The organism is Superficieibacter sp. 1612_C1, assembly GCF_015234305.1.
In the GTDB taxonomy this organism is placed as follows: Bacteria; Pseudomonadota; Gammaproteobacteria; order Enterobacterales; family Enterobacteriaceae; genus Superficieibacter.
On the sequence record NZ_JADGMI010000006.1, the window covers coordinates 1 to 24,883 of the forward strand.

Annotated in this window: 26 protein-coding genes, 1 other RNA gene and 1 other annotated feature; of the genes, 11 read left to right on the forward strand and 16 right to left on the reverse strand. The window is 53.4% G+C overall.

Features of this window, described 5'->3' with window-relative positions; genetic code table 11:
• Nucleotides 1-432: 432 nt before the first annotated feature.
• From clpB to rluD, 3 genes are all read right to left on the reverse strand, one after another.
• The gene (gene clpB, locus INT84_RS19215) at nt 433-3,006 is read right to left on the reverse strand and encodes an ATP-dependent chaperone ClpB (RefSeq protein WP_194208099.1); all 2,574 of its coding nucleotides are present in this window, start codon (nt 3,004-3,006) and stop codon (nt 433-435) included.
• 125 nt (nt 3,007-3,131) lie between these two features.
• Entirely contained in the window at nt 3,132-3,863 is a 732-nt protein-coding gene (gene yfiH, locus INT84_RS19220) for a purine nucleoside phosphorylase YfiH (protein ID WP_194208100.1), read from the reverse strand.
• Nucleotides 3,860-4,840 carry a 23S rRNA pseudouridine(1911/1915/1917) synthase RluD gene (rluD, locus tag INT84_RS19225; RefSeq protein ID WP_194208101.1) on the reverse strand — a complete coding sequence of 327 codons (981 nt, stop codon included), beginning with the start codon at nt 4,838-4,840 and terminating at the stop codon, nt 3,860-3,862. Before rluD ends, yfiH begins: the two co-directional genes overlap by 4 nt.
• Before the next feature lie 131 nt (nt 4,841-4,971).
• On the opposite strand from rluD, the gene bamD reads away from it, so the two are divergent.
• The 4 genes from bamD (at nt 4,972) to pheA (ending at nt 7,733) form a co-directional block, all read left to right on the forward strand.
• Nucleotides 4,972-5,709: an outer membrane protein assembly factor BamD gene (bamD, locus tag INT84_RS19230; RefSeq protein WP_103678129.1), complete on the forward strand. Its 738-nt coding sequence runs from the start codon at nt 4,972-4,974 to the stop codon at nt 5,707-5,709.
• A gap of 259 nt (nt 5,710-5,968) precedes the next feature.
• Nucleotides 5,969-6,322 (forward strand): ribosome-associated translation inhibitor RaiA, encoded by a 354-nt coding sequence (gene raiA / locus INT84_RS19235; protein WP_176916900.1) that lies wholly within the window; start codon nt 5,969-5,971, stop codon nt 6,320-6,322.
• 103 nt (nt 6,323-6,425) lie between these two features.
• Nucleotides 6,426-6,551, forward strand: a sequence feature (Phe leader region).
• Nucleotides 6,427-6,474, forward strand: coding sequence for a pheA operon leader peptide PheL (gene pheL / locus INT84_RS19240; RefSeq protein ID WP_103678196.1), 48 nt, complete (start codon nt 6,427-6,429; stop codon nt 6,472-6,474). (Overlaps the previous feature by 48 nt.)
• A 21-nt stretch (nt 6,552-6,572) precedes the next feature.
• The gene (gene pheA / locus INT84_RS19245; RefSeq protein WP_194208102.1) at nt 6,573-7,733 is read left to right on the forward strand and encodes a bifunctional chorismate mutase/prephenate dehydratase; all 1,161 of its coding nucleotides are present in this window, start codon (nt 6,573-6,575) and stop codon (nt 7,731-7,733) included.
• Here the strand turns inward: pheA and INT84_RS19250 are convergent.
• The 10 genes from INT84_RS19250 to ffh all read right to left on the reverse strand — a co-directional run bounded on the left by INT84_RS19250 (nt 7,730) and on the right by ffh (nt 16,668).
• Nucleotides 7,730-8,602, reverse strand: a complete 873-nt coding sequence (locus INT84_RS19250; protein ID WP_194208103.1) for an SMP-30/gluconolactonase/LRE family protein — start codon at nt 8,600-8,602, stop codon at nt 7,730-7,732. The two genes, pheA and INT84_RS19250, sit on opposite strands and share 4 nt — an antisense overlap.
• Nucleotides 8,603-8,669: 67 nt before the next feature.
• The gene (gene tyrA, locus INT84_RS19255) at nt 8,670-9,791 is read right to left on the reverse strand and encodes a bifunctional chorismate mutase/prephenate dehydrogenase (RefSeq protein WP_194208104.1); all 1,122 of its coding nucleotides are present in this window, start codon (nt 9,789-9,791) and stop codon (nt 8,670-8,672) included.
• Nucleotides 9,792-9,801: 10 nt separating this feature from the next.
• Nucleotides 9,802-10,872, reverse strand: coding sequence for a 3-deoxy-7-phosphoheptulonate synthase AroF (aroF, locus tag INT84_RS19260; protein ID WP_194208105.1), 1,071 nt, complete (start codon nt 10,870-10,872; stop codon nt 9,802-9,804).
• 220 nt (nt 10,873-11,092) lie between these two features.
• Complete coding sequence (locus INT84_RS19265; protein ID WP_194208106.1) at nt 11,093-12,448, reverse strand: PepSY domain-containing protein; 1,356 nt, start codon at nt 12,446-12,448, stop codon at nt 11,093-11,095.
• Between the two features lie 56 nt (nt 12,449-12,504).
• Nucleotides 12,505-12,909, reverse strand: a complete 405-nt coding sequence (locus INT84_RS19270) for a DUF2946 domain-containing protein (protein ID WP_370529693.1) — start codon at nt 12,907-12,909, stop codon at nt 12,505-12,507.
• A 135-nt stretch (nt 12,910-13,044) separates the two neighbouring features.
• Nucleotides 13,045-13,392, reverse strand: a complete 348-nt coding sequence (gene rplS / locus INT84_RS19275; RefSeq protein ID WP_006687325.1) for a 50S ribosomal protein L19 — start codon at nt 13,390-13,392, stop codon at nt 13,045-13,047.
• Nucleotides 13,393-13,462: 70 nt separating this feature from the next.
• Complete coding sequence (gene trmD / locus INT84_RS19280; RefSeq protein ID WP_176916906.1) at nt 13,463-14,200, reverse strand: tRNA (guanosine(37)-N1)-methyltransferase TrmD; 738 nt, start codon at nt 14,198-14,200, stop codon at nt 13,463-13,465.
• Between the two features lie 44 nt (nt 14,201-14,244).
• A complete protein-coding gene (gene rimM, locus INT84_RS19285) occupies nt 14,245-14,793 on the reverse strand; it encodes a ribosome maturation factor RimM (RefSeq protein WP_176916918.1) in 549 nt (182 codons plus the stop codon).
• A gap of 18 nt (nt 14,794-14,811) precedes the next feature.
• Nucleotides 14,812-15,060, reverse strand: coding sequence for a 30S ribosomal protein S16 (gene rpsP / locus INT84_RS19290; protein ID WP_176916907.1), 249 nt, complete (start codon nt 15,058-15,060; stop codon nt 14,812-14,814).
• Nucleotides 15,061-15,306: 246 nt separating this feature from the next.
• Nucleotides 15,307-16,668, reverse strand: a complete 1,362-nt coding sequence (gene ffh / locus INT84_RS19295; protein WP_176916908.1) for a signal recognition particle protein — start codon at nt 16,666-16,668, stop codon at nt 15,307-15,309.
• A 165-nt stretch (nt 16,669-16,833) separates the two neighbouring features.
• Between ffh and INT84_RS19300 the strand changes: the two genes are divergently transcribed.
• A complete protein-coding gene (locus INT84_RS19300; RefSeq protein ID WP_194208107.1) occupies nt 16,834-17,625 on the forward strand; it encodes an inner membrane protein YpjD in 792 nt (263 codons plus the stop codon).
• 10 nt (nt 17,626-17,635) lie between these two features.
• Nucleotides 17,636-18,922 carry an HlyC/CorC family transporter gene (locus tag INT84_RS19305; protein ID WP_194208368.1) on the forward strand — a complete coding sequence of 429 codons (1,287 nt, stop codon included), beginning with the start codon at nt 17,636-17,638 and terminating at the stop codon, nt 18,920-18,922.
• A 37-nt stretch (nt 18,923-18,959) separates the two neighbouring features.
• On the opposite strand, the gene grpE is transcribed toward INT84_RS19305, so the two are convergent.
• Nucleotides 18,960-19,553, reverse strand: coding sequence for a nucleotide exchange factor GrpE (gene grpE, locus INT84_RS19310; RefSeq protein ID WP_194208108.1), 594 nt, complete (start codon nt 19,551-19,553; stop codon nt 18,960-18,962).
• Between the two features lie 122 nt (nt 19,554-19,675).
• On the opposite strand from grpE, the gene nadK reads away from it, so the two are divergent.
• The 3 genes from nadK to bamE all read left to right on the forward strand — a co-directional run bounded on the left by nadK (nt 19,676) and on the right by bamE (nt 22,795).
• Nucleotides 19,676-20,554 carry an NAD(+) kinase gene (nadK, locus tag INT84_RS19315; RefSeq protein WP_176916912.1) on the forward strand — a complete coding sequence of 293 codons (879 nt, stop codon included), beginning with the start codon at nt 19,676-19,678 and terminating at the stop codon, nt 20,552-20,554.
• A gap of 86 nt (nt 20,555-20,640) precedes the next feature.
• Nucleotides 20,641-22,302 (forward strand): DNA repair protein RecN, encoded by a 1,662-nt coding sequence (gene recN, locus INT84_RS19320; protein ID WP_194208109.1) that lies wholly within the window; start codon nt 20,641-20,643, stop codon nt 22,300-22,302.
• Between the two features lie 148 nt (nt 22,303-22,450).
• Nucleotides 22,451-22,795 carry an outer membrane protein assembly factor BamE gene (gene bamE, locus INT84_RS19325; protein ID WP_194208110.1) on the forward strand — a complete coding sequence of 115 codons (345 nt, stop codon included), beginning with the start codon at nt 22,451-22,453 and terminating at the stop codon, nt 22,793-22,795.
• Between the two features lie 55 nt (nt 22,796-22,850).
• Here the strand turns inward: bamE and INT84_RS19330 are convergent, their stop codons facing one another.
• The gene (locus tag INT84_RS19330) at nt 22,851-23,144 is read right to left on the reverse strand and encodes an RnfH family protein (RefSeq protein ID WP_194208111.1); all 294 of its coding nucleotides are present in this window, start codon (nt 23,142-23,144) and stop codon (nt 22,851-22,853) included.
• Nucleotides 23,134-23,571 carry a type II toxin-antitoxin system RatA family toxin gene (locus INT84_RS19335; protein WP_228066370.1) on the reverse strand — a complete coding sequence of 146 codons (438 nt, stop codon included), beginning with the start codon at nt 23,569-23,571 and terminating at the stop codon, nt 23,134-23,136. The genes INT84_RS19330 and INT84_RS19335 overlap by 11 nt, the downstream gene beginning before the upstream one ends.
• A 149-nt stretch (nt 23,572-23,720) precedes the next feature.
• Between INT84_RS19335 and smpB the strand changes: the two genes are divergently transcribed.
• Both smpB and ssrA read left to right on the forward strand, forming a co-directional pair.
• Nucleotides 23,721-24,203 carry an SsrA-binding protein SmpB gene (gene smpB, locus INT84_RS19340; RefSeq protein WP_194208112.1) on the forward strand — a complete coding sequence of 161 codons (483 nt, stop codon included), beginning with the start codon at nt 23,721-23,723 and terminating at the stop codon, nt 24,201-24,203.
• Nucleotides 24,204-24,403: 200 nt separating this feature from the next.
• Nucleotides 24,404-24,767: a transfer-messenger RNA gene (gene ssrA / locus INT84_RS19345) on the forward strand.
• Nucleotides 24,768-24,883 lie beyond the last annotated feature (116 nt).

The following is a 24,883-nucleotide window of genomic DNA, read 5'->3' on the forward strand; positions in this document are numbered from 1 at the left end:
TTAAACTTCGTAATGAATTACGTGTTCACTCTTGAGACTTGGTATTCATTTTTGCCTTTCGGCATTTAAGAATCCGTATCTTCGAGTGCCCACACAGATTGTCTGATAAATTGTTAAAGAGCAGTTGCGACGCGCTTTAGCGCTGTGTCGCGAGGTCCCGTATAATACGTTTTCCTCACTCAGAGTCAAGCGTTTATTTTCGCTTTTCTCCGTCGGCATTCCCGGAGGGGCCTGCTGACCCGGCGGCATGTAATCCGTTGTTCCGTGTCAGTGGAGGCGCATTATAGGGAGTTATTCCGGGCTGACAAGCATAAATTTAAAAAAAACCACCGTTCGCTTACTTTTCACCCAAACTCACTAAAAAGGGCACTTTTCCGCTTATTATTTAAACAAAAACGGACCCCGAAGGGTCCGTTTAGCATTCCCACTTACTTACTGCACGGCAGCGATGCGCTCATCCTGCACTATCAGCTTGATCGCTTTCCCCGGAATTAACGCCCCGGAGAGGATCTGCTGTGCCAGCGGGTTTTCAATCTGCTGCTGGATAGCCCGTTTCAGAGGACGTGCACCATAAACCGGATCGTAACCATTCTGGCTGAGCAATTGCAGCGCCTCTTCAGAGATGTGAACTTCATAGCCACGTTCTTCCAGACGTTTATACAGACGTTGCAACTGGATCTGCGCAATGGACGCGATGTGTTTTTCACCTAATGGGTGGAACACAACCACTTCATCAATACGGTTAATGAACTCCGGCCGGAAGCTATGGCTGACTACGCCGAGCACCAGCTCCTTCATACTGCCATAGTCCAGATCGCCAAAGCGTTCCTGAATCAGGTCCGACCCCAGGTTTGAAGTCATGATCACTACCGTATTACGGAAGTCGACCGTTCTCCCCTGTCCGTCGGTCAGACGTCCATCGTCAAGCACCTGTAGCAGAATGTTGAATACATCCGGATGTGCCTTCTCTACTTCATCCAGCAGGATGACGGAATAGGGACGACGACGTACCGCTTCCGTCAGGTATCCGCCCTCTTCATAGCCGACGTATCCTGGAGGCGCACCGACCAGCCGCGAAACGGAGTGTTTCTCCATAAACTCGGACATGTCGATACGCACCATCGCGTCATCGCTGTCGAACATAAAGTTAGCCAGCGCTTTACACAGTTCCGTTTTACCCACACCGGTCGGCCCCAGAAACAGGAACGAACCAATCGGACGGTTTGGATCGGACAGGCCCGCACGGCTACGGCGAATCGCATTCGATACCGCCTCAACGGCTTCATTCTGCCCAATCACACGGCTATGCAGCTCCTGCTCCATACGCAGCAGTTTCTCACGCTCGCCTTCAAGCATTCTGGCGACGGGGATCCCCGTCCAGCGCGCCAGCACCTCTGCAATTTCCGCATCGGTGACTTTATTACGCAACAGACGCATGGTTTTACCTTCAGACTGCGTTGCCGCCGCCAGCTGTTTTTCCAGTTCCGGAATTTTGCCGTACTGAAGTTCGGACATCCGGCCCAAATCGCCCACGCGCCGCGCCTGTTCGATGGCGATTTTCGCCTGCTCCAGCTCGGCTTTAATCGTCTGAGTCCCGGAGAGAGACGCTTTCTCCGCTTTCCACTCTTCTTCCAGTTCAGAATACTGGCGCTCTTTTTCACTCAACTCTTCGTTAAGCATATCCAGACGCTTCAAACTGGCTTCATCTGACTCTTTTTTCAGCGCCTGCTGTTCCAGTTTCAACTGGATGATGCGGCGATCCAGACGGTCCAGCTCTTCCGGCTTCGAATCGATCTGCATACGAATGCTGGATGCGGCTTCGTCAATCAGGTCGATGGCTTTATCCGGCAGTTGACGATCCGCAATATAGCGATGCGATAACGTGGCCGCCGCGACAATCGCCGGGTCGGTGATCTGCACGTGATGATGCAGTTCATAACGTTCTTTCAGGCCGCGCAGGATCGCGATGGTGTCTTCCACCGACGGCTCGGCAACGAACACTTTCTGGAAACGACGTTCCAGCGCCGCATCTTTTTCGATGTACTGGCGATATTCGTCCAGCGTTGTGGCACCCACGCAGTGCAGCTCGCCGCGGGCCAGCGCCGGTTTCAGCATGTTGCCGGCATCCATCGCGCCGTCCGCTTTACCCGCGCCAACCATCGTGTGCAGTTCGTCGATAAACAGGATCACATTGCCTTCCTGTTTTGACAGATCGTTAAGCACGCCTTTCAGCCGCTCTTCGAATTCACCGCGGTATTTCGCCCCCGCCACCAGCGCGCCCATATCCAACGCCAGTACCCTACGGCCTTTTAAGCCTTCTGGTACTTCGCCGTTAACGATACGCTGCGCCAGCCCTTCGACAATGGCGGTCTTACCGACACCAGGCTCACCAATCAGCACCGGGTTATTTTTGGTCCGCCGTTGCAGAACCTGAATAGTACGGCGGATTTCTTCATCACGGCCAATGACCGGGTCAAGTTTGCCCTGCTCGGCGCGCTCGGTCAGATCGACGGTATATTTTTTCAGGGCCTGACGCTGGTCTTCGGCCCCCTGATCGTTCACGCTGTCACCTCCGCGCATATGTTCAATCGCCTGCGTCACATTCGCCGTCGTCGCCCCGGCTGATTTCAGCAGGTCGGTCAGCGTGCCGCGTGATTCAAGCGCCGCCAGAACAAACAGTTCCGACGAGATAAAGTTATCGCCCCGTTTTTGCGCCAGCTTGTCGCAAAGATTCAGCACGCGCACCAGATCCTGAGACGGTTGCACGTCGCCGCCGGTGCCTTCCACCTGCGGTAAACGGCTTAACGCCTGATCGATAGCCGTGCGAAGCTGACCGGCATTCACGCCAGCCGAGGTGAGTAAAGGACGCACCGATCCCCCTTCCTGATTCAGCAAGGCGCTCATTAAGTGCAGGGGTTCGATAAACTGGTTGTCTTGCCCAAGTGCAAGAGACTGGGCATCGGCAAGAGCAAGCTGGAATTTGTTGGTAAGACGATCCAGACGCATGATTCCTCCCATAACAGGTCAAATTTGCTACTGGAGATTAAATGAGGTCATCCCTCAATTATTCAAGGTTAAAGACCTGAGTATGTGAAAAAAAAGTTACGTCTGGATCGTCTTGATTCTATAGGTTATCTCAGCCAAACGAAACTTGCCATACGGCCCGTTGTTTTGTCGCGTCGATAAGAGAAAAATTGCTGCTTTTCGCTAAACGTGCAGCGGTCCCCGCCGTAGATATTAGTCACCCCGGCGCGGGCCAGCCGCTGACGGGCCAGCAGGTAAATATCGGCGAAATATTTTTCACCGGCGGGACGAAATGCACTGACGGCTTCAGCCGCTTTTGCCATAAAAGCCTCGCGCACTTCCGCGCCGACTTCAAACGCCTCAGGACCGATCGCCGGCCCAAGCCAGGCCAGAATATTCTCTGGCTTGTCATGAAAGCACGCAATGGTCTCTTCCAGCACGCCTTCACATAACCCGCGCCATCCTGCATGCGCCGCAGCCACTTCGGTTCCGGCCCGGTTACAGAATAAAACAGGCAGACAATCTGCGGTCATGACCGCACATACGGTGCCGGGCGTCGCGCTATACGATGCGTCGGCACGTTTAGAAAGATACGGCCCGCCGGTCAGCGGCAACACCGCGGTACCGTGGACCTGTTCAAGCCAGACAGGCTTTGAAGGCAGACCGCCCGCCGCAAACAGGCGTGTGCGGTTCTCCTCGACATACTCCGGGTTATCGCCACAGTGGGCTCCCAGGTTCAGAGAGTCATACGGCGGCAGACTCACGCCGCCGATACGCGTAGAGCTACAGGCTCCCACGCCTTCCGGCGCGGGCCATTGCGGGACGATCACATTTGTCATAGCCAGGCAACGTCATCCTTATGTTCTTCGAAATCGGCACGCATGGCGGCAATAAGATCGACCATGTCCTGTGGAATAGGTGCATGCCATTCCATCTCAATGCCGCTGATGGGGTGATACAGACGCAACATGGTCGCGTGCAGCGCCTGACGATCAAATTTGCGCAGTTCGCTAATAAATTCTTCCGATGCGCCTTTCGGCGGACGCGGACGACCACCGTAGAGCTGATCGCCGACCAGTGGATGCGTGATGTGCGACATATGTACGCGGATCTGATGAGTACGCCCGGTTTCCAGACGCAAACGCAGGCGCGTATGAATACGGAAATGTTCCATGATGCGATAGTGCGTGACCGCCGGTTTACCCATCGGATGAACGGACATATGCGTGCGTTTCGTCGGGTGCCGGCTGATCGGCTCGCTTACCGTCCCGCCCGCCGTCATATGGCCGATCGCCACCGCTTCATATTCGCGGGTAATTTCGCGCAGTTGCAGCGATTCCACCAGCCGGGTCTGCGCCGGGACCGTTTTTGCCACCACCATCAGACCGGTAGTGTCTTTATCCAGACGGTGAACGATACCCGCACGCGGAACATCGACAATAGGCGGATAGTAATGCAGCAGTGCATTCAGCACTGTCCCATCCGGGTTGCCCGCGCCAGGGTGGACCACGAAATCGCGCGGTTTATTAATGACGAGGATGTCGTCGTCTTCGTAGACAATATCCAGCGGGATGTCCTGCGGCTCGAAGCGGGCTTCCTCTTCGATTTCAGCATTGATGGCGACGCTTTCCCCGCCAAACACTTTTTCTTTCGGCTTGTCGCAAATTTTGCCGTTGACCTGTACCTGCTGAGCAAGGATCCAATCTTTTATTCGCGATCGCGAATAATCAGGGAACAATTCGGCCAAAGCCTGATCTAAGCGTTGACCGAGTTGAGTTTCGGACACCGTTGCGGTGAGTTGTACTAGTTGTGCCATAGACAGCTTCTTCGTTTAACGTTGGGTTTTACGGCTTGGCCGTATAATATAGTGTGCTATTGTAGCTGGTCTTAATCGGGAGCAGGAACAGTTAATCTCCCGCATAAACATTCTGAGGAAGTCAAAACGTCATGATGCGCATGAAATATCTGGTGGCAGCAGCCACACTGAGCCTGGCTTTGGTGGGGTGCTCCGGCTCAAAGGAAGAGGTACCTGATAATCCGCCTGCGGAAATCTACGCGACTGCTCAGCAAAAACTGCAGGACGGTAACTGGAAACAAGCAATAACGCAACTGGAAGCGCTGGATAATCGTTATCCATTCGGCCCTTACTCTCAGCAAGTACAGCTGGATCTGATCTACGCATATTATAAGAATGCCGATCTGCCGCTGGCCCAGGCCTCTATCGATCGCTTTATGCGCCTGAATCCAACCCATCCTAACATCGACTATGTGATGTACATGCGTGGATTAACCAACATGGCGCTGGACGATAGCGCACTTCAGGGCTTCTTCGGCGTCGATCGTAGCGATCGCGATCCGCTGCATGCCCGCGATGCGTTTAACGATTTCTCTAAACTGGTGCGCGGTTATCCGAACAGCCAGTATGTGACCGATGCCACTAAGCGTCTGGTGTTCCTGAAAGATCGTCTGTCTAAGTATGAATACTCCGTTGCGGAATATTATACCCAGCGTGGCGCGTGGGTAGCGGTGGTTAACCGTGTTGAAGGTATGCTGCGTGACTACCCTGATACCCAGGCCACGCGCGACGCCCTGCCGCTGATGGAAAACGCCTACCGTGAAATGCAGATGAATACTCAGGCTGAAAAAGTAGCGAAAATCATTGCTGCCAACAGCAGCAACACCTGATTTTCCCTGGAAAGACAAAACGGCAGCCTGCGGGCTGCCGTTTTTTTTACCGTTTGCTGAGTGTTTCGACTCAGATCATCCCATCGAATATGGCGGGTAATTTCGCTTACTTCAAGCAAAAAAACGCCTCTTCATGTTCTGCCTCACAAAAAGTCTTTGCTGACAAAAAGTGACAAAAAAATGTGATTTTAATCACGCAAATTGCCATTGGGCGCGTTATGCTGAAGTTACCAAGACGGAAAGACAAGAGGTAAAATTTATGACAGTGAACATTACCAGCAAGCAAATGGAAATCACCCCGGCAATACGCCAACATGTCGCCGACCGTCTCGCCAAACTTGATAAATGGCAAACTCACCTGATAAACCCGCACATTATTCTGTCAAAAGAACCGCAGGGGTTTACTGCTGATGCAACAATGAATACGCCTAATGGTCACCTTGTTGCCAGCGCCAAACATGAAGATATGTACGCCGCCATTAACGAATTGATCAACAAGCTGGAACGGCAGCTCAATAAAGTGCAGCACAAAGGCGAAGCGCGCCGTGCCACCACGTCGGTGAGAGACGCCAACTTCGTTGAAGAAGAAGAAGTTGAAGAAGAAGAGAAGTAATCCCTTATATTGAGTGTATCGCCAACGCGCCTCCGGGCGCGTTTTTTGTTGACAGAGTTTAAACAGAGCGGGTACTTTACCTTCATCGACATCAGGACGTTATTATGAAAATCATCCCGTTTTTCTTCGCATTCTTTTTTACCTTCCCCTGATCGGGAGGCGTTTCGTCGTGTGATAAAGAATGCGAAGACGAACAATAAGGCCTCCCACTCCGGGGGGCCTTTTTTATGGACATGAGACAGGCGACATTATGACTGAGGAAAACCCGTTACTGGCCCTGCGCGATAAAATTAGCGCGCTGGATGAACAATTACTGGTATTGCTGGCCGAGCGCCGTGGGCTGGCAGTGGAAGTGGGCAAAGCGAAGCTCACCTCCCATCGCCCGGTGCGTGATATCGACCGCGAGCGTGCGTTGCTGGAGAGGCTCATTCAGCTTGGAAAAACGCACCAACTCGATGCCCATTACATCACCCGTCTGTTCCATCTGATCATTGAAGATTCCGTCCTGACCCAGCAGGCGTTGCTCCAGCAGCACCTGAATAAAACCAATCCGCATTCGGCACGCGTCGCCTTTCTGGGCCCCAAAGGCTCTTATTCACATCTGGCCGCGCGTCAGTATGCTGCGCGTCACTTTGCCCAGTTTATTGAGAGCGGCTGTGCGAAATTCGCCGACATTTTTAATCAGGTCGAAACCGGGCAGGCCGATTACGCGGTGGTGCCGATTGAGAACACCAGCTCTGGCTCGATCAACGATGTTTACGATCTGCTCCAGCACACCTCGCTCTCTATCGTCGGGGAAATGACGGTGACTATCGATCACTGCCTGCTGGTTTCCGCCGCCACCGACGTCAATAAAATTAAGACCGTTTACAGCCATCCGCAGCCGTTCCAGCAGTGCAGCCAGTTTATTAACCGCTATCCGCACTGGAAGATCGAATATACCGAAAGCACATCGGCAGCAATGGAGAAAGTGGCGCAGGCGGCATCCGGTGAAGTGGCTGCACTCGGTAGCGAAGCGGGCGGTGCACTTTACGGTTTGCAGGTGCTGGAGCGTATCCAGGCGAATCAGAGCCAGAATTTCACCCGCTTCGTGGTACTGGCGCGCAAGGCCATCGACGTTTCAGAGCAGGTGCCGGCGAAAACCACACTGCTGATTGCCACCGGTCAGCAGGCTGGCGCGCTGGTGGAGGCGTTACTGGTGCTGCGCAACCACAATTTGATCATGACCAAGCTGGAATCGCGGCCGATTTACGGCAATCCGTGGGAAGAGATGTTTTATCTGGATATCCAGGCCAATCTCGAATCACGGGCAATGCAGGACGCGCTTAAAGAGCTGGCTGCCATCACCCGTTCCATGAAAGTGCTGGGCTGCTATCCGAGTGAAAACGTGGTGCCGGTCGATCCGGTTTAACGTTCGATAAACGGCCGTTTCTTCACTCCTGCCACATTCACAGGCAGGGTGAAGATCGCGCCGGAAAGCGGATATTGCGCCACTTCCTGCGCGTCCATATTTTCCCGCGTGGTGGTAATAAACAGCGTTTTCATCTCCGGACCGCCAAAGCAGACCATCGTCGGACAGCGTACCGGCAGCCGGTACTCCTCCAGCTGTTCGCCCTGCGGTGAAAAGCGGGCAATGCGCCAGCCGTCAAACATTGCGCTCCAGTAACAACCCTCAACATCTACCGCCGCGCCGTCCGGGCTACCCTCCCCCTCCGCGAACTGACGGAAAATTCCACGCTGCCCCGGCATACCCTGGTGGTTCAGCGGCGTACGATAAATAACGTTATTGGGCGTATCGGAGCTGTACATCCACTTTTCATCTTCGCTGAAGGCGAGCCCGTTGGAACCCTGAATATCGCTCTGGATCACATGCGGGGTGAGATCGTTATCCACTCTCATCAGCAGCGCCCCGTTATAATCGCCGGGAGACCAGAACGTGCCCGCATAAAAACGCCCGTTCCGATCGGTGCCGCCGTCGTTGAAACGCGCCAGTTGAGGATTGGATGGGTTATCACACACCTTGTGCGTCAGCAGGCCGCGCGCATCCGTCAGCCAGATAGCGTTACGTAACGCAACGATGAACCCCCCCTTCTCTCTGAGCGCAAAGCAGCCCACCTCTTCAGGGAACTGAAGCACCTGATGATCGCCGCTTTGCGGGTGAAAACGATGAATTTCGCCTTCAATAATATCGGCCCAGTAGAGCGCCTGTTCCTCTTCGCTCCAGGTCGGGCACTCCGGCAGATGCCCGGTATACTCAAACAACGGTTGCAGTACGGCCATGTCTTCTCCCTAATAAAAAAGCCAGCGGGTCTCCCCTCTGGCTTTTGAGTATATACAGGATTTTTAATTACTGACGGCTATCATTTGCCTGGCGCAGCAGCCCCCGGCTTTCACTCTGGAAACGCTGCGCGTAATCGCCAAACCAGTGCTCTACTTTACGGAAGCTGTCGATAAAGGCTTGCTTGTCGCCATGTTCCAGAAGCTGAATGGCGTCGCCAAAGCGCTGGTAGTAACGCTTGATGAGCGCAAGGTTATCGCCTGACGCCATAATAATGTCGGCGTAAAGTTGCGGGTCTTGCGCAAACAGTCTTCCCACCATTGCCAGTTCCAGGCGATAAATCGGCGACGAGAGTGCGAGAAGCTGCTCCAGCTGCACGTTTTCTTCCGCCAGATGCAGCCCATAGGCGAACGTCGCAAAGTGGCGCAGCGCCTGGATAAACGCCATATTCTGATCGTGCTCTACTGCGCTGATGCGGTGCAGCCGCGCGCCCCAGACCTGGATTTGCTCAAGGAACCACTGGTAGGCTTCCGGCTGACGGCCATCGCACCACACCACCACCTGCTTGGCAAGGCTACCGCTGTCCGGGCCGAACATCGGATGCAGCCCGAGCACCGGGCCTTTATGCGCGGCGAGCATCGCCTGCAACGGCCCGTTTTTCACCGAGGCCAGATCCACCAGAATACAGTCTTCCGGCAGCGTCGGCAGATGGTGAATAATCTGCTCCGTCGCATGGATCGGCACGCTGACAATCACCATTCCCGCATCGGCGACAATCTCCTCCGCCCGCGCCCAGTCCTCTTTTTCAAGAATGTTGACCTGGTAGCCGGAGAGAGTGAGCATTTTTTCAAACAGGCGACCCATTTGACCCGCGCCGCCGACGATGACTACCGGCCGTAGCGTCGGACAGAGCGTTTTGAAGCCTTTGTCGTTTTCGCTGGAATAGGATTCCCGCATCACGCGGCGCAGCACGTCTTCGATCAAATCCGGCGGCACGCCCAGCGCCTCGGCTTCTTTCCGCCGCGACGCCAGCATGGAGGCTTCACGCTCCGGGACGTAAATCGGCAGGCCGAACTGGCTTTTTACTTCGCCCACTTCGGCTACCAGCGCCAGACGACGCGCCAGCAGTCCCAGCAGCGCCTTATCCACTTCATCAATTTGATCGCGTAACGCGGTCAACTCAGCAACCATAACCAACCTCTTATGCCAGACGCGCCGCCATGTGGCCTTTCAAATCGCGATCGATTTCACGCAGCAGCGCATCGGTCGTTTCCCAGCTGATGCACGCATCGGTAACGGAAACGCCGTACTGCATCGCGCTGCGCGGCTGCTCAGAAGACTGGTTCCCTTCATGAATATTACTTTCAATCATCAGGCCGATAATGGATCGGTTACCATCTTTGATTTGTGCAACCGCGGATTCAGCGACCGCAGGCTGGCGGCGGTAGTCTTTATTAGAATTCCCATGGCTGCAATCTATCATCAGAGAGGGCTTGAGTCCCGCCTGAGCCATCTCTTTTTCACACTGCGCCACATCTGCCGGGCTGTAGTTCGGCGCTTTGCCGCCGCGCAGGATCACGTGACCATCCGGGTTGCCCTGGGTTTGCAGCAGACAGACCTGGCCCGCCTGGTTAATTCCGACAAAGCGGTGGGATTGCGCCGCAGCACGCATCGCGTTAATGGCGGTTGCCAGACTGCCGTCGGTGCCGTTCTTAAAGCCCACCGGCATGGATAAACCAGACGCCATTTCGCGGTGTGTTTGCGATTCGGTCGTGCGCGCGCCGATGGCTGACCAGCTAAACAGATCGCCCAGGTACTGCGGGCTATTAGGATCCAGCGCTTCGGTTGCCAGCGGCAGCCCCATATTGACCAGGTCCACCAGCAGGTGACGCGCAATTTTCAGACCGGCTTCGACATCAAACGAGCCATCCATGTGTGGATCGTTAATCAACCCTTTCCAGCCGACGGTGGTACGGGGTTTCTCAAAATAGACGCGCATTACCAGATAGAGGCTATCGCTGACCTCTGCGGCAAGGGTTTTAAATCGACGAGCATACTCCAGCGCCGTTTCCGGATCGTGGATAGAACAGGGACCGCACACTACCAGTAAACGAGGATCGCGTCCGGCAATAATGTCGGAGATGGTTTTACGCGATTGTGCAATCTGCGCTTCCTGCGCTGCGCTGAGCGGGAACTCGGCTTTCAGCTGATCCGGGGTAATTAAGATCTGTTCGTCGGCGATATGTACGTTGTTCAGCGCGTCTTTTTGCATGATGGCAATCCTGTCTGGCTCGTTTGCGATAAAAGGATCCTCAACAGAGGAGGAATTCACGATACCACAAGTGGTAAAGAATTCAATACAAAATACGTACACTTTATTTTACAAAAGCAAAATAACCTCCTGTTCAGGCCATCAATATTGTAATGAATACTTTACACCATTGATGTGCAAAAACCTGATCCGGTTTATCAGGCTTCGCACATCAAAAGTCTTACACGCTTTGACTGGTCATCCGTTGGCTGCTTTTTCGCCAGCGCAAATAGTCGATCAACACAAAAATCAGCAAACTGACGCCCATTACCGGCATCGCCATTCCCAGCGCAAGCGCGCCGATCAGCATACATGCCCGCCCCGCTATGGACAGCTGCGCCACGCTTTGCCATAGCGGAGTTAACGCGCCGGCTGCCGGACGGCGGATCCACCATAAGCGGTAGCCAAAAACAATGCTTACGCACAGCTCAATGCCAAAGGCGATCAGCAGCAGCTGGTTAGGCAGGCCAAACAAAATCCCCATATGAAAATCCACGCCCCAGCGCGTCAGCTTCGCCATCAGTGGGAAGTCGGAAAAACGGGTGCTGTCGACGACCTGCATGGTTCCACTGTTCACCGCGACGGCATCCACCTGCGTTGGCCAGCGACGGTCAATTTCGGTGACGGTCCACGCACGATCGGCGCTACGGGCCGGACGAATTTCGACGTTATTAGCCTTGATCCCGGCGGACTGCGCGACATGCAGTACCTCATCAAAATTAGCCAGAGAAGGTTTATCTTCCGCCATGACCATTCCACCGTGATGCATATGGTGTTCCGCATGCGGATCGTGAACGTCGGCCTTTCCCTGAAGCTGAGTATTCACCTGCGGCGTCAGCCAGTTAAATGCAGCACGCATTTTATCGACGTTTGCTCCCGCCCACTGCGACCAGGTCAGGCCAGTCGCAGAGAACAGCAGCATGCCCGCCAGTAGCAACCAGCCGAGCGTGACATGCAGGCGGCGAGTGTTCTGGACCCGATTGTTGAGTCGACGTTTAGGACGGGTAAAAAACCACAGCGTGATCCCGCCGAGCGCCGCGATCCACATCCACGATGCGGCCAGCTCGCTGTAGTTTCTGCCGATATCGCCGAGCAGCAACGAGCGGTGCGCGTAGTCGATCCACTGACGTAACGGTAAGATGCCGCTGGTGCCGTAAACCGTCATATCGCCTTTCACCGCAAGCGTAACCGGATCGATAAAAATCGCCCGGCTTTCAGAAACGCCTAATGCAGGATCGGCATACATCACCCGGGTCGTTTCGCCCGCCTCCAGCCCCGGACGTACAGCCTGGAGCGGCAAATGCCCGCCCGTCACCTGCTCAGCTATCGCGATCTGCTGCGCGAGCGACTGCTTGTCGCCCTGCACCGCACCGTGTAGCGCATCGGCATAGATCCACTCCTCAAGCTGAGGCGTGGCGACGTAGAGCGTTCCGGTTAAGGCCGCAACAAAAATAAAGGGGCCGACAAACAGGCCAATATAGAAATGAAGACGTCGCAGCAGGGTGATCCATGCCGCGCGTGGGGTGCAGGTTGTCATACTTTTCCTCAGATAAAGTCAAAAAGCGCTATACGCAGGCGCGCATAGACGTCAGATCAGAATTGGGATAAAGCAGACGTGCGCGGCGGGGCGCGGGTATCAGGATACAGCCAGGGAAAGAAATACCAGTGTTTAATGGTCGGGCGCGGCGGTGGCGTCTTTTGTCTGAGCACCACAGCGCACAGCAGGATCGTCAGCGCCAGAAGCAGCCCGGGAATATGAGCCAGCAGCACACAGTAGCCGCAGGCTTCGCCATGATCGACAGGCATCGTTGTCGGCGCATCATGCTCACCATGGTCGGCCATCATGCTCATATCATGATGCATTCCTGGCATGGCACTCATGGGATCCTGTTGCAGAGAGACGGAAATCAGCGGAGCGACGACGATCAGCAGGATCGCAAACAGCGCGAGCCATGCCGCTGTGCGTGTCTTACCTGGCTGACGTAGTGCGTTGTTAATCACTTACCCTCCCGCTGCGAGCGGACATTGTAAATGATTTATGTCGAAACAGTTAACGCAATGCGTTCTCAATGGATGAAAAAAGGGCCAGCCCACTGGCCAGCCCTTTTATATGGATGTCGCGAAAGCGATATCTTAGTTAAGACGCTCTTTGATACGAGCAGACTTACCAGTACGCTCACGCAGGTAGTACAGTTTAGCTTTACGTACAGCACCACGACGTTTAACAGCAATGCTGTCAACTACCGGAGAGTGAGTCTGGAAGACACGCTCAACGCCTTCGCCGTTGGAGATTTTGCGAACAGTGAATGCAGAGTGCAGACCGCGGCTACGAATAGCGATAACCACGCCCTCAAATGCCTGCAGACGTTTTTTGGAACCTTCAACAACCCATACTTTCACTTCCACGGTATCACCCGGACGGAAGGAAGGTACGTCCTGCTTCATCTGCTCTTGTTCAAGTTGCTTAATAATGTTGCTCATAATTTAATCTCTTATCCTGGGTAAACTGATATTTGGGGGCTTACGCCTGCCCATCATGTCTATGTTGCCGTTACGCGTGCTCTTTTTTGAACTCCGCCAGCAACCTTGCTTGCTCTTCAGTCAGAGCCAGGTTTTCCAGAAGTTCAGGTCTTCTAAGCCAGGTGCGGCCCAGCGACTGTTTCAAACGCCAGCGACGTATCTCGGCATGGTTTCCCGACAGTAAAACCGGCGGTACTTCCATTCCTTCTAACACTTCAGGACGCGTGTAGTGGGGGCAATCCAGCAACCCGTCAGCAAAGGAATCTTCCGTTGCTGATGCTTCATGGCCCAGAACCCCCGGAATAAACCGGGCGACCGAGTCAATCAGCGTCATTGCGGGCAACTCACCACCGCTGAGAACGTAATCGCCGATAGACCATTCTTCGTCAATCTCGGTTTGAATTACGCGCTCATCTACGCCTTCGTAGCGACCGCACACCAGAATCAGTTTCTGATTCGTTGCCAGTTCGCTGACGCCCGCTTGATCAAGCTTGCGTCCCTGAGGTGACAGATAAATCACCTTAGCGCCTTCCCCTGCCGCTTCTTTTGCTGCATGAATGGCGTCCCGTAAAGGTTGCACCATCATTAACATCCCCGGTCCGCCGCCGTAAGGACGTTCGTCCACGGTACGGTGCCGGTCATGCGCGAAATCACGAGGACTCCAGCTCTGGATGTTCAGCAGGCCATTTTTTACAGCCCGGCCAGTTACCCCGTAATCGGTAATTGCGCGAAACATTTCAGGAAACAGGCTAACAATACCTATAAACACAAGCCTATCCCCACTACGCCGTCATTTACCGTTTATCCGGTGGTTTAAAAACCAGGATCCCAATCTACTTCAATAGTACGAGTAGCGAGATCGACTTTCTTGATAACCTGTCCATCGAGGAACGGTACGAGACGTTCCTTGATACCAAATGCATCTTTCAGGTTTGCCTTAATGACGATCACGTCATTTGAGCCGGTTTCCATCATATCAACGACTTTACCCAGCTCGTAGCCTTCAGTGGTGACTACCTGGCAACCCATAAGGTCTTTCCAGTAGTAGCTACCATCTTCAAGCGCAGGCAACTGCGAGGAATCTACGACAATTTCACAATTAGTCAGTACATTCGCGGCATCACGATCGTCAATGCCTTGCAGCTTGATGATCAAATCCTGATTGTGGTGCTTCCAGCTTTCCAGCTGTATTTGCTGCCACTGACCCGCCTTCTGGATAAACCAGGGCTGATAGTCAAAAATGCTTTCGGCCTCTTCGGTGGAAGAAAACACTCTGAGCCAACCACGAATTCCGTAGGGAGAACCCATTTTTCCCAGTACAACCGGTTCAACGGGAACTTGTGCGGCAAGTTGTTTGCTCATCATGACCACCGTGACAGATTAAGCTGCTTTTTTTGCTTCTTTGATCAGCGCAGCAACGCGATCGGAAAGGGTCGCGCCCAGACCAACCCAGTGAGCGATGCGATCCAGATCCAGGCGAGTGCCTTCTTCTTTTTCGCTGGCGATCGGGTTGAAGAAGCCAACGCGCTCGATGAAGCGACCGTTGCGTGCATTACGGCTGTCGGTGACAACAACCTGGTAGAACGGACGCTTTTTAGCGCCGTGACGAGCTAAACGAATAGTTACCATAACATCCTCTTGTGTGAATAAAACACCGGGTCCCATCGAGGGAAGGGACCCGGTGTTATATTAAAAGCCCGAAAATTTTACTGATTTTTGGGGAAATTGCAATCAACAGTTGAAACTCTATTGCAGAAGGCCGTCAGCGGTGCAGGCAGATTGGTGCAGGCGTGCGCGCAGCTACCGGGGCGTACACGAAGTACGTGAGGGTGGCGAGTACACCCCGGTGCCAATATGACAAACAAGCCAGGCCGGTTAACGACCCGGGAAACCTGGCGGCATCATCCCTTTCATCCCGCGCATCATCCCTTTCATCCCACCCTTCTTCATCTTCTTCATCATGCGCTGCATGTCGTCGAACTGTTTCAGAAGGCGGTTAACGTCCTGCACCTGCATACCGCAGCCCTGAGCGATACGGCGTTTACGGGAACCTTTAATGATTTCCGGCTTTGCGCGTTCTTTCAGGGTCATTGAGTTGATGATGGCTTCCATACGCACAAGGACTTTATCGTCCATCTGCGACTTAACGTTGTCCGGGATTTGCCCCATGCCCGGCAGCTTACCCATCAGGCTTGCCATACCGCCCATGTTTTTCATCTGCTTAAGCTGTTCAAGAAAGTCGTTCAGGTCGAAACCGTCGCCTTTCTTCAGCTTGCTGGCTAATTTCTCGGCCTGCGCACGGTCGACTTTGCTTTCGATATCTTCGATCAGCGACAGCACATCGCCCATACCGAGAATACGGGAGGCGATACGATCCGGATGGAACGGCTCCAGCGCTTCGGTCTTCTCGCCGACGCCGAGGAATTTAATCGGCTTGCCGGTGATATGACGAATTGAGAGCGCCGCACCGCCACGGGCATCACCGTCGACTTTGGTCAGCACCACGCCGGTTAACGGCAGCGCTTCGTTAAACGCTTTGGCGGTATTGGCCGCATCCTGACCGGTCATCGCGTCGACGACAAACAGCGTTTCTACCGGATTGATAGAAGCGTGAACCTGCTTGATCTCATCCATCATCGCTTCGTCTACGTGCAGACGACCAGCGGTATCCACCAGCAGCACATCGTAGAATTTAAGCTTCGCTTCTTTCAGCGCGGCGTTGACGATATCGACAGGCTTCTGCCCGACGTCAGACGGGAAGAAATCGACGCCGACCTGCTGGGCCAGCGTTTCAAGCTGTTTGATTGCCGCTGGACGATAAACGTCGGCAGAAACGACCAGCACTTTCTTCTTGTGCTTCTCGCGCAGGAACTTACCCAGCTTACCGACGCTGGTGGTTTTACCGGCCCCTTGCAGGCCCGCCATCAGCACCACGGCGGGCGGCTGTGCGGCCAGGTTCAGCACCTGGTTTTCTTCGCCCATCGCCGCAACAAGCTCGTTGCGCACGATTTTGACGAATTCCTGACCCGGCGTCAGGCTTTTATTGACTTCGTGACCAACCGCTTTCTCTTTTACGCGATTGATGAACTCACGCACTACCGGCAGCGCAACGTCAGCCTCCAGTAGCGCCATACGCACTTCACGCAGCGTCTCTTTAACGTTCTCTTCAGTAAGGCGTCCACGGCCACTGATATTGCGCAGCGTGCGCGACAAACGATCGGTTAAATTATCAAACATTGTCTCTCGCCTGAGGTGGAAACGGTCGGTCGCTCGCGCGACACGTCTACAAAATTTTGCCGCAGTATAACATGAAGCCGCCTTTGTTGTTATGCAACGGTTGGAGCGGAGGTCACGTAACGTTATACTGACTCTCTTTCTTCCCAGTGAACCGTCAATAAACCTATGCCTGTTTTTGCGCTGCTCGCTCTTGTTGCCTATTCATTCAGCCTGGCGCTGATTATCCCCGGCCTGCTTCAGAAAAATAGCGGCTGGCGGCGCATGGCGATGCTTTCAGCGGTTATCGCGCTGGTTTGTCACGCTTTTGCCCTGGAAGCACGCATTTTCCCTGATGGAAACGGCGGCCAGAATCTTAGCCTGTTAAACGTCGGTTCGCTGGTCAGCCTGATGATTTGTACGGTGATGACTATTGTCGCCTCGCGCAATCGTGGCTGGCTGCTGCTGCCCATTGTGTATACGTTTGCGTTTATCAACCTCGCTTTCGCCACCTTTATGCCGAATGAATTCATCACCCATCTGGAGACGACGCCGGGGATGATGATCCACATTGGGATGTCGCTGTTCTCCTACGCCACGCTGATTATTGCTGCGCTTTATGCGCTACAGCTGGCCTGGATCGATTACCAGTTAAAAAATAAGAAGCTGGTATTCAACAGTGAAATGCCGCCGCTGATGAGTATTGAGCGCAAAATGTTCCACATTACGCAGATTGGCGTCGTGCTGCTCACCCTGACGCTGTGTACAGGGTTGTTCTACATGCATAACCTTTTCAGCGTGGAGAATATCGATAAAGCAGTGCTTTCCATTATTGCGTGGTTTGTTTATATCGTGCTGTTGTGGGGCCACTATCATAAAGGATGGCGCGGCCGTCGCGTTGTCTGGTTTAACGTTGCGGGCGCGTGCATTCTGACCCTGGCCTACTTTGGTAGCCGTATCGTGCAGCAGTTCGTAAGCTAAGGAGTCCCTTCTGGAACACATCTCTACCACCACGCTGATCGTAACCCTGATCGTCATGGTGGTCATCTCCGCTTATTTCTCCGGTTCTGAAACCGGCATGATGACGCTGAACCGCTATCGTCTGAGGCATTTGGCGAAAAAAGGTTATCGCCCGGCAAAGCGCGTGGAAGCCCTTTTACGCAAACCTGACCGACTGATAAGCCTGGTGTTGATTGGTAATAATTTGGTCAATATCCTGGCCTCTGCACTGGGAACCATTGTCGGGATGCGTCTTTATGGTGACGCAGGCGTAGCAATTGCCACCGGTATCCTCACGTTTGTGGTGCTGGTATTTGCTGAGGTGCTGCCTAAAACCATCGCCGCGCTCTACCCTGAAAAAGTGGCTTACCCCAGTAGCGTCCTGCTGGCCCCCTTACAGATCCTAATGATGCCATTGGTCTGGCTTCTCAACACCATTACCCGACTACTGATGCGCATGATGGGTATCAAAACGGATGTGGTGATCAGCGGTTCGCTCAGCAAAGATGAACTGCGCACGCTGGTTAACGAATCCCGCTCGCAGATCTCACGGCGTAATCAGGACATGCTGCTGTCGATACTGGATCTGGAGAAGATCAGCGTGGACGACATTATGGTCCCGCGCAACGAGATCGTCGGCATCGACATTAACGACGACTGGAAATCCATCGTCCGTCAGCTTACCCACTCTCCTCACGGGCGTATCGTGCTGTACCGCGACTCGCTGGATGACACCATCAGTATGCTGCGGGTACGCGAGGCCTGGCGGCTGATGCAGGAGAAAAAAGAGTTCACCAAAGAGGTCATGCTGCGCGCGGCAGATGAAATCTACTATGTGCCGGAAGGTACCCCGCTCAGCACGCAACTGATTAAATTCCAGCGCAATAAAAAGAAAGTCGGCCTGGTAGTAGATGAATACGGCGATATTCAGGGGCTGGTGACGGTTGAAGACATCCTCGAAGAGATTGTCGGCGATTTCACCACCTCGATGTCGCCAACGCTTGCGGAAGAAGTTACCCCGCAAAACGACGGTTCAGTGATCATCGACGGTAGTGCCAACGTGCGCGAACTCAATAAAGCCTTTAACTGGCATCTGCCGGAAGAGGATGCGCGTACCGTAAACGGCATGCTGCTTGAAGCGCTGGAGGAGATCCCGGCGGCTGAAACACGAGTACGCATTGGTCAGTACGATATTGATATCCTGGACGTGCAGGACAATATGATTAAGCAGGTGCGGGTGATCCCGGTGAAACCGCTGCGCGAGAGCGTGAAAGAGTAGTGTGAATAAATGGGCCGGGTAAACCCGGCCCGCAAGATTACGCTTTCGCCTTCGCGACCGTCACCATCGCTGCACGGATCGTACGACCGTTCAGCGTATAACCTTTCTGCATCACCATCAGCACATTACCGGCGGCAACCTCTTCAGATTCCACCATCGCAATCGCCTGGTGCACGTTCGGGTCCAGCGGCACGTTAGTATCGGCGATAACTTCAACGCCGAACTTACGCACGACATCCAGCATCGACTTCAGCGTCAGCTCAATACCTTCAACCATCGGTGCCAAATCCGGATTCGCTTTATCCGCCACTTCCAGCGCGCGATCCAGACTATCCACCACTGGCAGCAGTTCATTGACAAATTTTTCCAGCGCAAATTTGTGCGCTTTCTCAATGTCCAGTTCAGTACGACGACGCAGGTTTTCCATTTCCGCTTTGCTGCGCAGCAAACTTTCGCGTTCGCGCGTCTGCGCTTCCGCTAACTGCGCTTCAAGGCTCGCAATTTTTTCATCGCGCGGATCCACCTGCTCAGCAGAAGCCTCTGGTTCAACGGCCTCAACGTCTTCGTGCTGATCCATGATAATTTCTTCCGGGGCTTGCCCCTCAGGCGTTTTCTGTTCTTTACTACTCATGAATTTCTCCGCGTTTTTTTCGCATTCATCTCGCTAACTTCGCTTATTATGGGGATCGGTTTCCCGGTTTCAAGGGAAGCACTCACATTGTCATCAATCATTGGCACAAGGACCACCAGAAAATGAACACTCATTTCAAGTGCATTGGTATTGTCGGACATCCGCGTCACCCTACCGCGCTCACCACACATGAAATGCTCTATCGCTGGCTCTGCTCCCGGGGCTATGAGGTCATTATCGAGCAGCAAATTGCCCGCGAACTTAAATTAAGTGAGGTACGCACGGGAACGCTGGCGGAGATTGGTCAGCAGGCGGACCTGGCGGTGGTGGTCGGCGGTGATGGCAATATGCTGGGCGCGGCGCGCACGCTGGCCCGTTATGACATCAAAGTCATCGGTATCAACCGTGGCAATCTGGGCTTTCTTACCGATCTTGACCCGGATAACGCCCATCAGCAACTGGCCGATGTGCTGGAAGGCGATTACATTACCGAGAAACGCTTTCTGCTCGAGGCGCAGGTTTGTCAGAAAGCGTGCCAGAAGCGGATCAGCACGGCGATTAATGAGGTGGTCCTGCACCCTGGTAAAGTCGCCCATATGATTGAGTTCGAAGTGTATATTGATGAAGTGTTTGCCTTCTCGCAACGCTCGGACGGCCTGATTATTTCTACGCCTACCGGCTCTACGGCCTACTCACTTTCCGCCGGAGGCCCCATTCTGACGCCGTCACTGGATGCAATAACGCTGGTGCCGATGTTTCCTCATACGCTTTCCGCTCGCCCGCTGGTTATTAACAGCAGTAGCACTATTCGCCTGCGCTTTTCACAGCATGGCAGCGATCTTGAAATCAGCTGCGACAGCCAAATCGCGCTGCCGATTCAGGAAGATGAAGATGTGTTAATCCGCCGTAGCGATTACCATCTCAACCTAATCCATCCTAAAGATTACAATTATTTCAATACGCTAAGCACCAAACTCGGCTGGTCGAAAAAATTATTCTGATTTAGCATCGCGGATCTTTACTGGATAAAAAACCAGTTTATACTGTACGTAAACACAGTCATGGTTTTTCATACAGGAAGGCAGCTATGTTGGCACAACTTACCATCAGCAATTTTGCCATCGTTCGTGAGCTTGAAATCGATTTTCACAGCGGGATGACCGCTATCACCGGTGAGACCGGCGCGGGTAAATCTATTGCGATTGATGCGTTAGGATTGTGCCTTGGTGGCCGCGCCGAGGCCGACATGGTCCGCGCAGGTGCCAGCCGCGCCGACCTCTGCGCCCGTTTTTCCCTGAAAGACACCCCGGCTGCGCTGCGCTGGCTCGAAGCAAACCAGCTTGAAGATGGCCGCGAGTGCTTACTGCGCCGCGTTATCAGTAGCGACGGGCGTTCTCGTGGTTTCATTAACGGCACCGCCGTTCCCCTGTCACAGCTGCGTGAACTGGGTCAACTCCTGATTCAAATCCACGGGCAGCACGCCCATCAGCTTCTGATTAAGCCAGATCATCAAAAAAATCTGCTGGATGGTTACGCAGGCGAAGTCGAGCTCACCCAGCGGATGACAGAGCATTATCGTCAGTGGCACCAAAGCTGCCGCGCGCTGGCACAGCACCAGCAGCAAAGCCACGATCGCGCCGCGCGTGCGGAACTGCTTCAGTATCAGCTCAAAGAGCTTAACGAATTTCATCCACAGGCCGGTGAGTTTGAACAGATCGACGAAGAGTACAAACGCCTCGCCAACAGCGGTCAACTGCTTAGTACCAGCCAGCAGGCCCTGAATTTGCTGGCAGACGGTGAAGATGCCAATCTGCAAAGCCAGCTGTACACGGCAAAACAGCTGGTTAGCGAATTGGTCAGCATGGATAACAAGCTCTCAGGCGTGCTGGATATGCTCGAAGAAGCCAGCATCCAGATTGGTGAAGCCAGCGAAGAATTGCGTCACTACAGCGATCGTCTGGATCTCGATCCTAATCGTCTGTTTGAACTGGAACAACGTCTCTCACGGCAAATTAACCTGGCACGTAAACATCATGTCAGCCCGGAAGAACTGCCCGCGTTTCATCAGTCGCTGCTCGACGAACAGCAACAGCTCGACGATCAGGCCGATTCGCTGGAAACATTGACCCTGGCGGTTAATAAGCATCATCAACTAGCACTGGAAACCGCCCGGCAGCTCCATCAGCGCAGAATAGTCAGCGCGCAGGAACTGGCAACGCTTATCACCGACAGTATGCACACGCTTTCAATGCCGCACGGGCAGTTTACTATCGACGTGAGTTTTGATGAGCATCACCTGACGGCTGAAGGTGCGGATCGGATTGAATTCCGGGTCACCACCAACCCCGGTCAGCCACTGCAATCTATTGCGAAAGTGGCCTCCGGTGGCGAGTTGTCACGTATCGCCTTAGCCATTCAGGTTATCACGGCGCGTAAAATGGAAACCCCGGCGCTGATTTTCGATGAAGTTGATGTCGGTATCAGCGGTCCTACCGCAGCCGTGGTCGGTAAACTTTTGCGCCAGCTGGGCGAATCCACCCAGGTGATGTGCGTGACTCACCTGCCGCAGGTCGCGGGCTGTGGACATCACCACTTCGTCGTCAGCAAAGAAACCGATGGTGAAATGACCGAAACTCATATGCAGCCGCTGGATAAACGCGCTCGTTTACAGGAACTGGCGCGTCTGCTGGGGGGTAGCGAAGTCACGCGCAATACCCTGGCAAATGCGAAAGAACTGCTGGCAGCGTAAACTTTTTTGATATCCGGGAGTCTGAGTTCACGATAAAATCGCCGTATGACCAGGTATCAAAGGTTTTAAAGTGGTTAAAGGTCTATTATCATCGGCATATTACATATGAGCCGCGTACTGCTCGGGCCCGAAAAGGAATCAAATCACTATGCGCTGTAAAACGCTGACTGCTGCCGCAGCGGTTCTTCTGATGTTGACCGCAGGCTGTTCCACTCTGGAGCGAGTGGTTTACCGCCCTGACATCAACCAGGGAAACTATCTGGCACCTAACGATGTATCAAAAATTCGTGTCGGTATGACGCAACAGCAGGTTGCTTATGCTCTGGGTACGCCGATGATGTCCGATCCGTTTGGCACCAATACCTGGTTCTACGTATTCCGCCAGCAGCCAGGGCATGAAGATGTGACTCAGCAGACGCTGACCCTGACCTTTAACAGCAGCGGCACGTTAACGAACATCGACAACAAACCCGCGCTGACGAGCGAGAAATAAAGTGAAAAAAAGGTGCCGGAAGGCACCTTTTTGTTAAAACAGCTGTTACCTGACACTATTTATTCGCTGTCGACTTTTCCGCACGCTGACGACGCAGTTCTTTGGGGTCGGCAATCAGCGGACGATAAACTTCAACCCGATCGCCATCGTGGACAGGGTCCTGTAATTTTACCGGACGACTGTATATCCCCACTTTACTCTGACTGAGGTCGATCTCAGTACGCAACGCCAGCAGGCCAGAGGCGCGAATAGCGTCTTCTACCGTAGCACCCTCTTCCAGCATCACCTTCAGCAAATACTGCTTCTCAGGAAAGCCGTAGGCAACTGAGACCTCAATCTTACCCGGCACTGTAAACCTCTTTGGCGCGCGTCGTAAAAGCCTGCACCATACTTGCCGCCAGCTCTTTGAAAATACGGCCAAACGCCAGTTCAATCAGCATATTGGTAAACTCAAAATCAAGCTGAAACTCGATTTTGCAGGCATTCTGACCGAGCGGCGTAAACTTCCAGCCACCAATAAGTTTTTTGAACGGCCCATCAACCAGATGCATCAGAATGCTTTGATTGCTGTTAAGCGTATTACGGGTAGTAAAGGTTTTGCTAATCCCGGCTTTCGAGACATCGACAGCCGCCGTCATTTGCGTTGGCCCGGACTCAAGCACCCGGCTGCCGGTACACCCCGGAATAAACTCAGGATAAGAGTCCACGTCATTCACTAACTGGTACATCTGCTCCGCGCTGAAAGGGACCAGAGCAGTACGATTAATCTGTGGCATAGCGATTCCCAGGAACTTACACACCAGAATAATAACATTTATCACACGTTAAAAAAAACGCTCTGCCGCAACTCGTGCTAAGATACCTCATTACGCCTCGAAGGAGAGTTGAGGCCGATTAAGATCAGATTAGCGATGTTCAGGATACTATGACCAAGAAAAAATCCCACAAACCTGGATCAGCCACCATTGCGCTGAATAAACGCGCCCGTCACGAATATTTTATCGAAGATGAATTTGAAGCGGGCCTGGCGCTACAAGGCTGGGAAGTAAAATCCCTGCGTGCCGGTAAAGCTAACATTAGCGATAGCTATGTCATTTTGAAAGATGGCGAAGCGTACCTGTTTGGCGCGAACTTTACCCCGTTGATGGTTGCCTCATCACACGTCGTTTGTGATCCCACTCGCACCCGTAAACTGCTGCTCAACCAGCGCGAACTGGATACGCTGTATGGCCGGGTCAACCGGGAAGGTCACACGGTCGTTGCGCTCTCGTTATACTGGAAAAATGCCTGGTGCAAAGTCAAAATCGGCGTGGCGAAAGGTAAGAAACAGCATGATAAACGTTCGGATATCAAAGAGCGTGAATGGCAGGTCGATAAAGCCCGCATCATGAAACATGCGGGACGATAAGTCCGTCACCCGGTCGTCAGCACTACACGACCGGGCTTTTTTCTCTTCAGTTAATCCCCCTTATCGTTGACACCTCTGCGCTTATCTCTTTGTAACTGCTACTTTTTGTACACTTATTAAGCAAGAATAAATGCTTATAAACTACGTGACAGAGACTGGCATCAAACGTCACAAATCTGTTATACTCAACGTAACACATTGGGGCTGATTCTGGATTCGACGGGATTTGCGAAACCCAAGGTGCATGCCGAGGGGCGGTTTGCCTCGTAAAAAGCCGCAAAAAAATAGTCGCAAACGACGAAAACTACGCTTTAGCAGCTTAATAACCTGCTGAGAGCCCTCTCTCCCTAGCTTCCGCTCTTAAGACGGGGATCAAAGAGAGGTCAAACCCAAAAGAGATCGCGTGGATGCCTTGCCTGGGGTTGAAGCGTTAAAACTAATCAGGCTAGTCTGGTAGTGGCGTGTCTGTCCGCAGGTGCCAGGCGAATGTAAAGACTGACTAAGCATGTAGTACCGAGGATGTAGGAATTTCGGACGCGGGTTCAACTCCCGCCAGCTCCACCAAAATCCTTCGAAGATGATTCCAGAGTCATCCATAGAAGTCGAAAGCCCGCATGGCGCAAGCCTTGCGGGCTTTTTTGTGTCTGTAGTTGCTTGAGATAATCCACCTGAAACCAGTC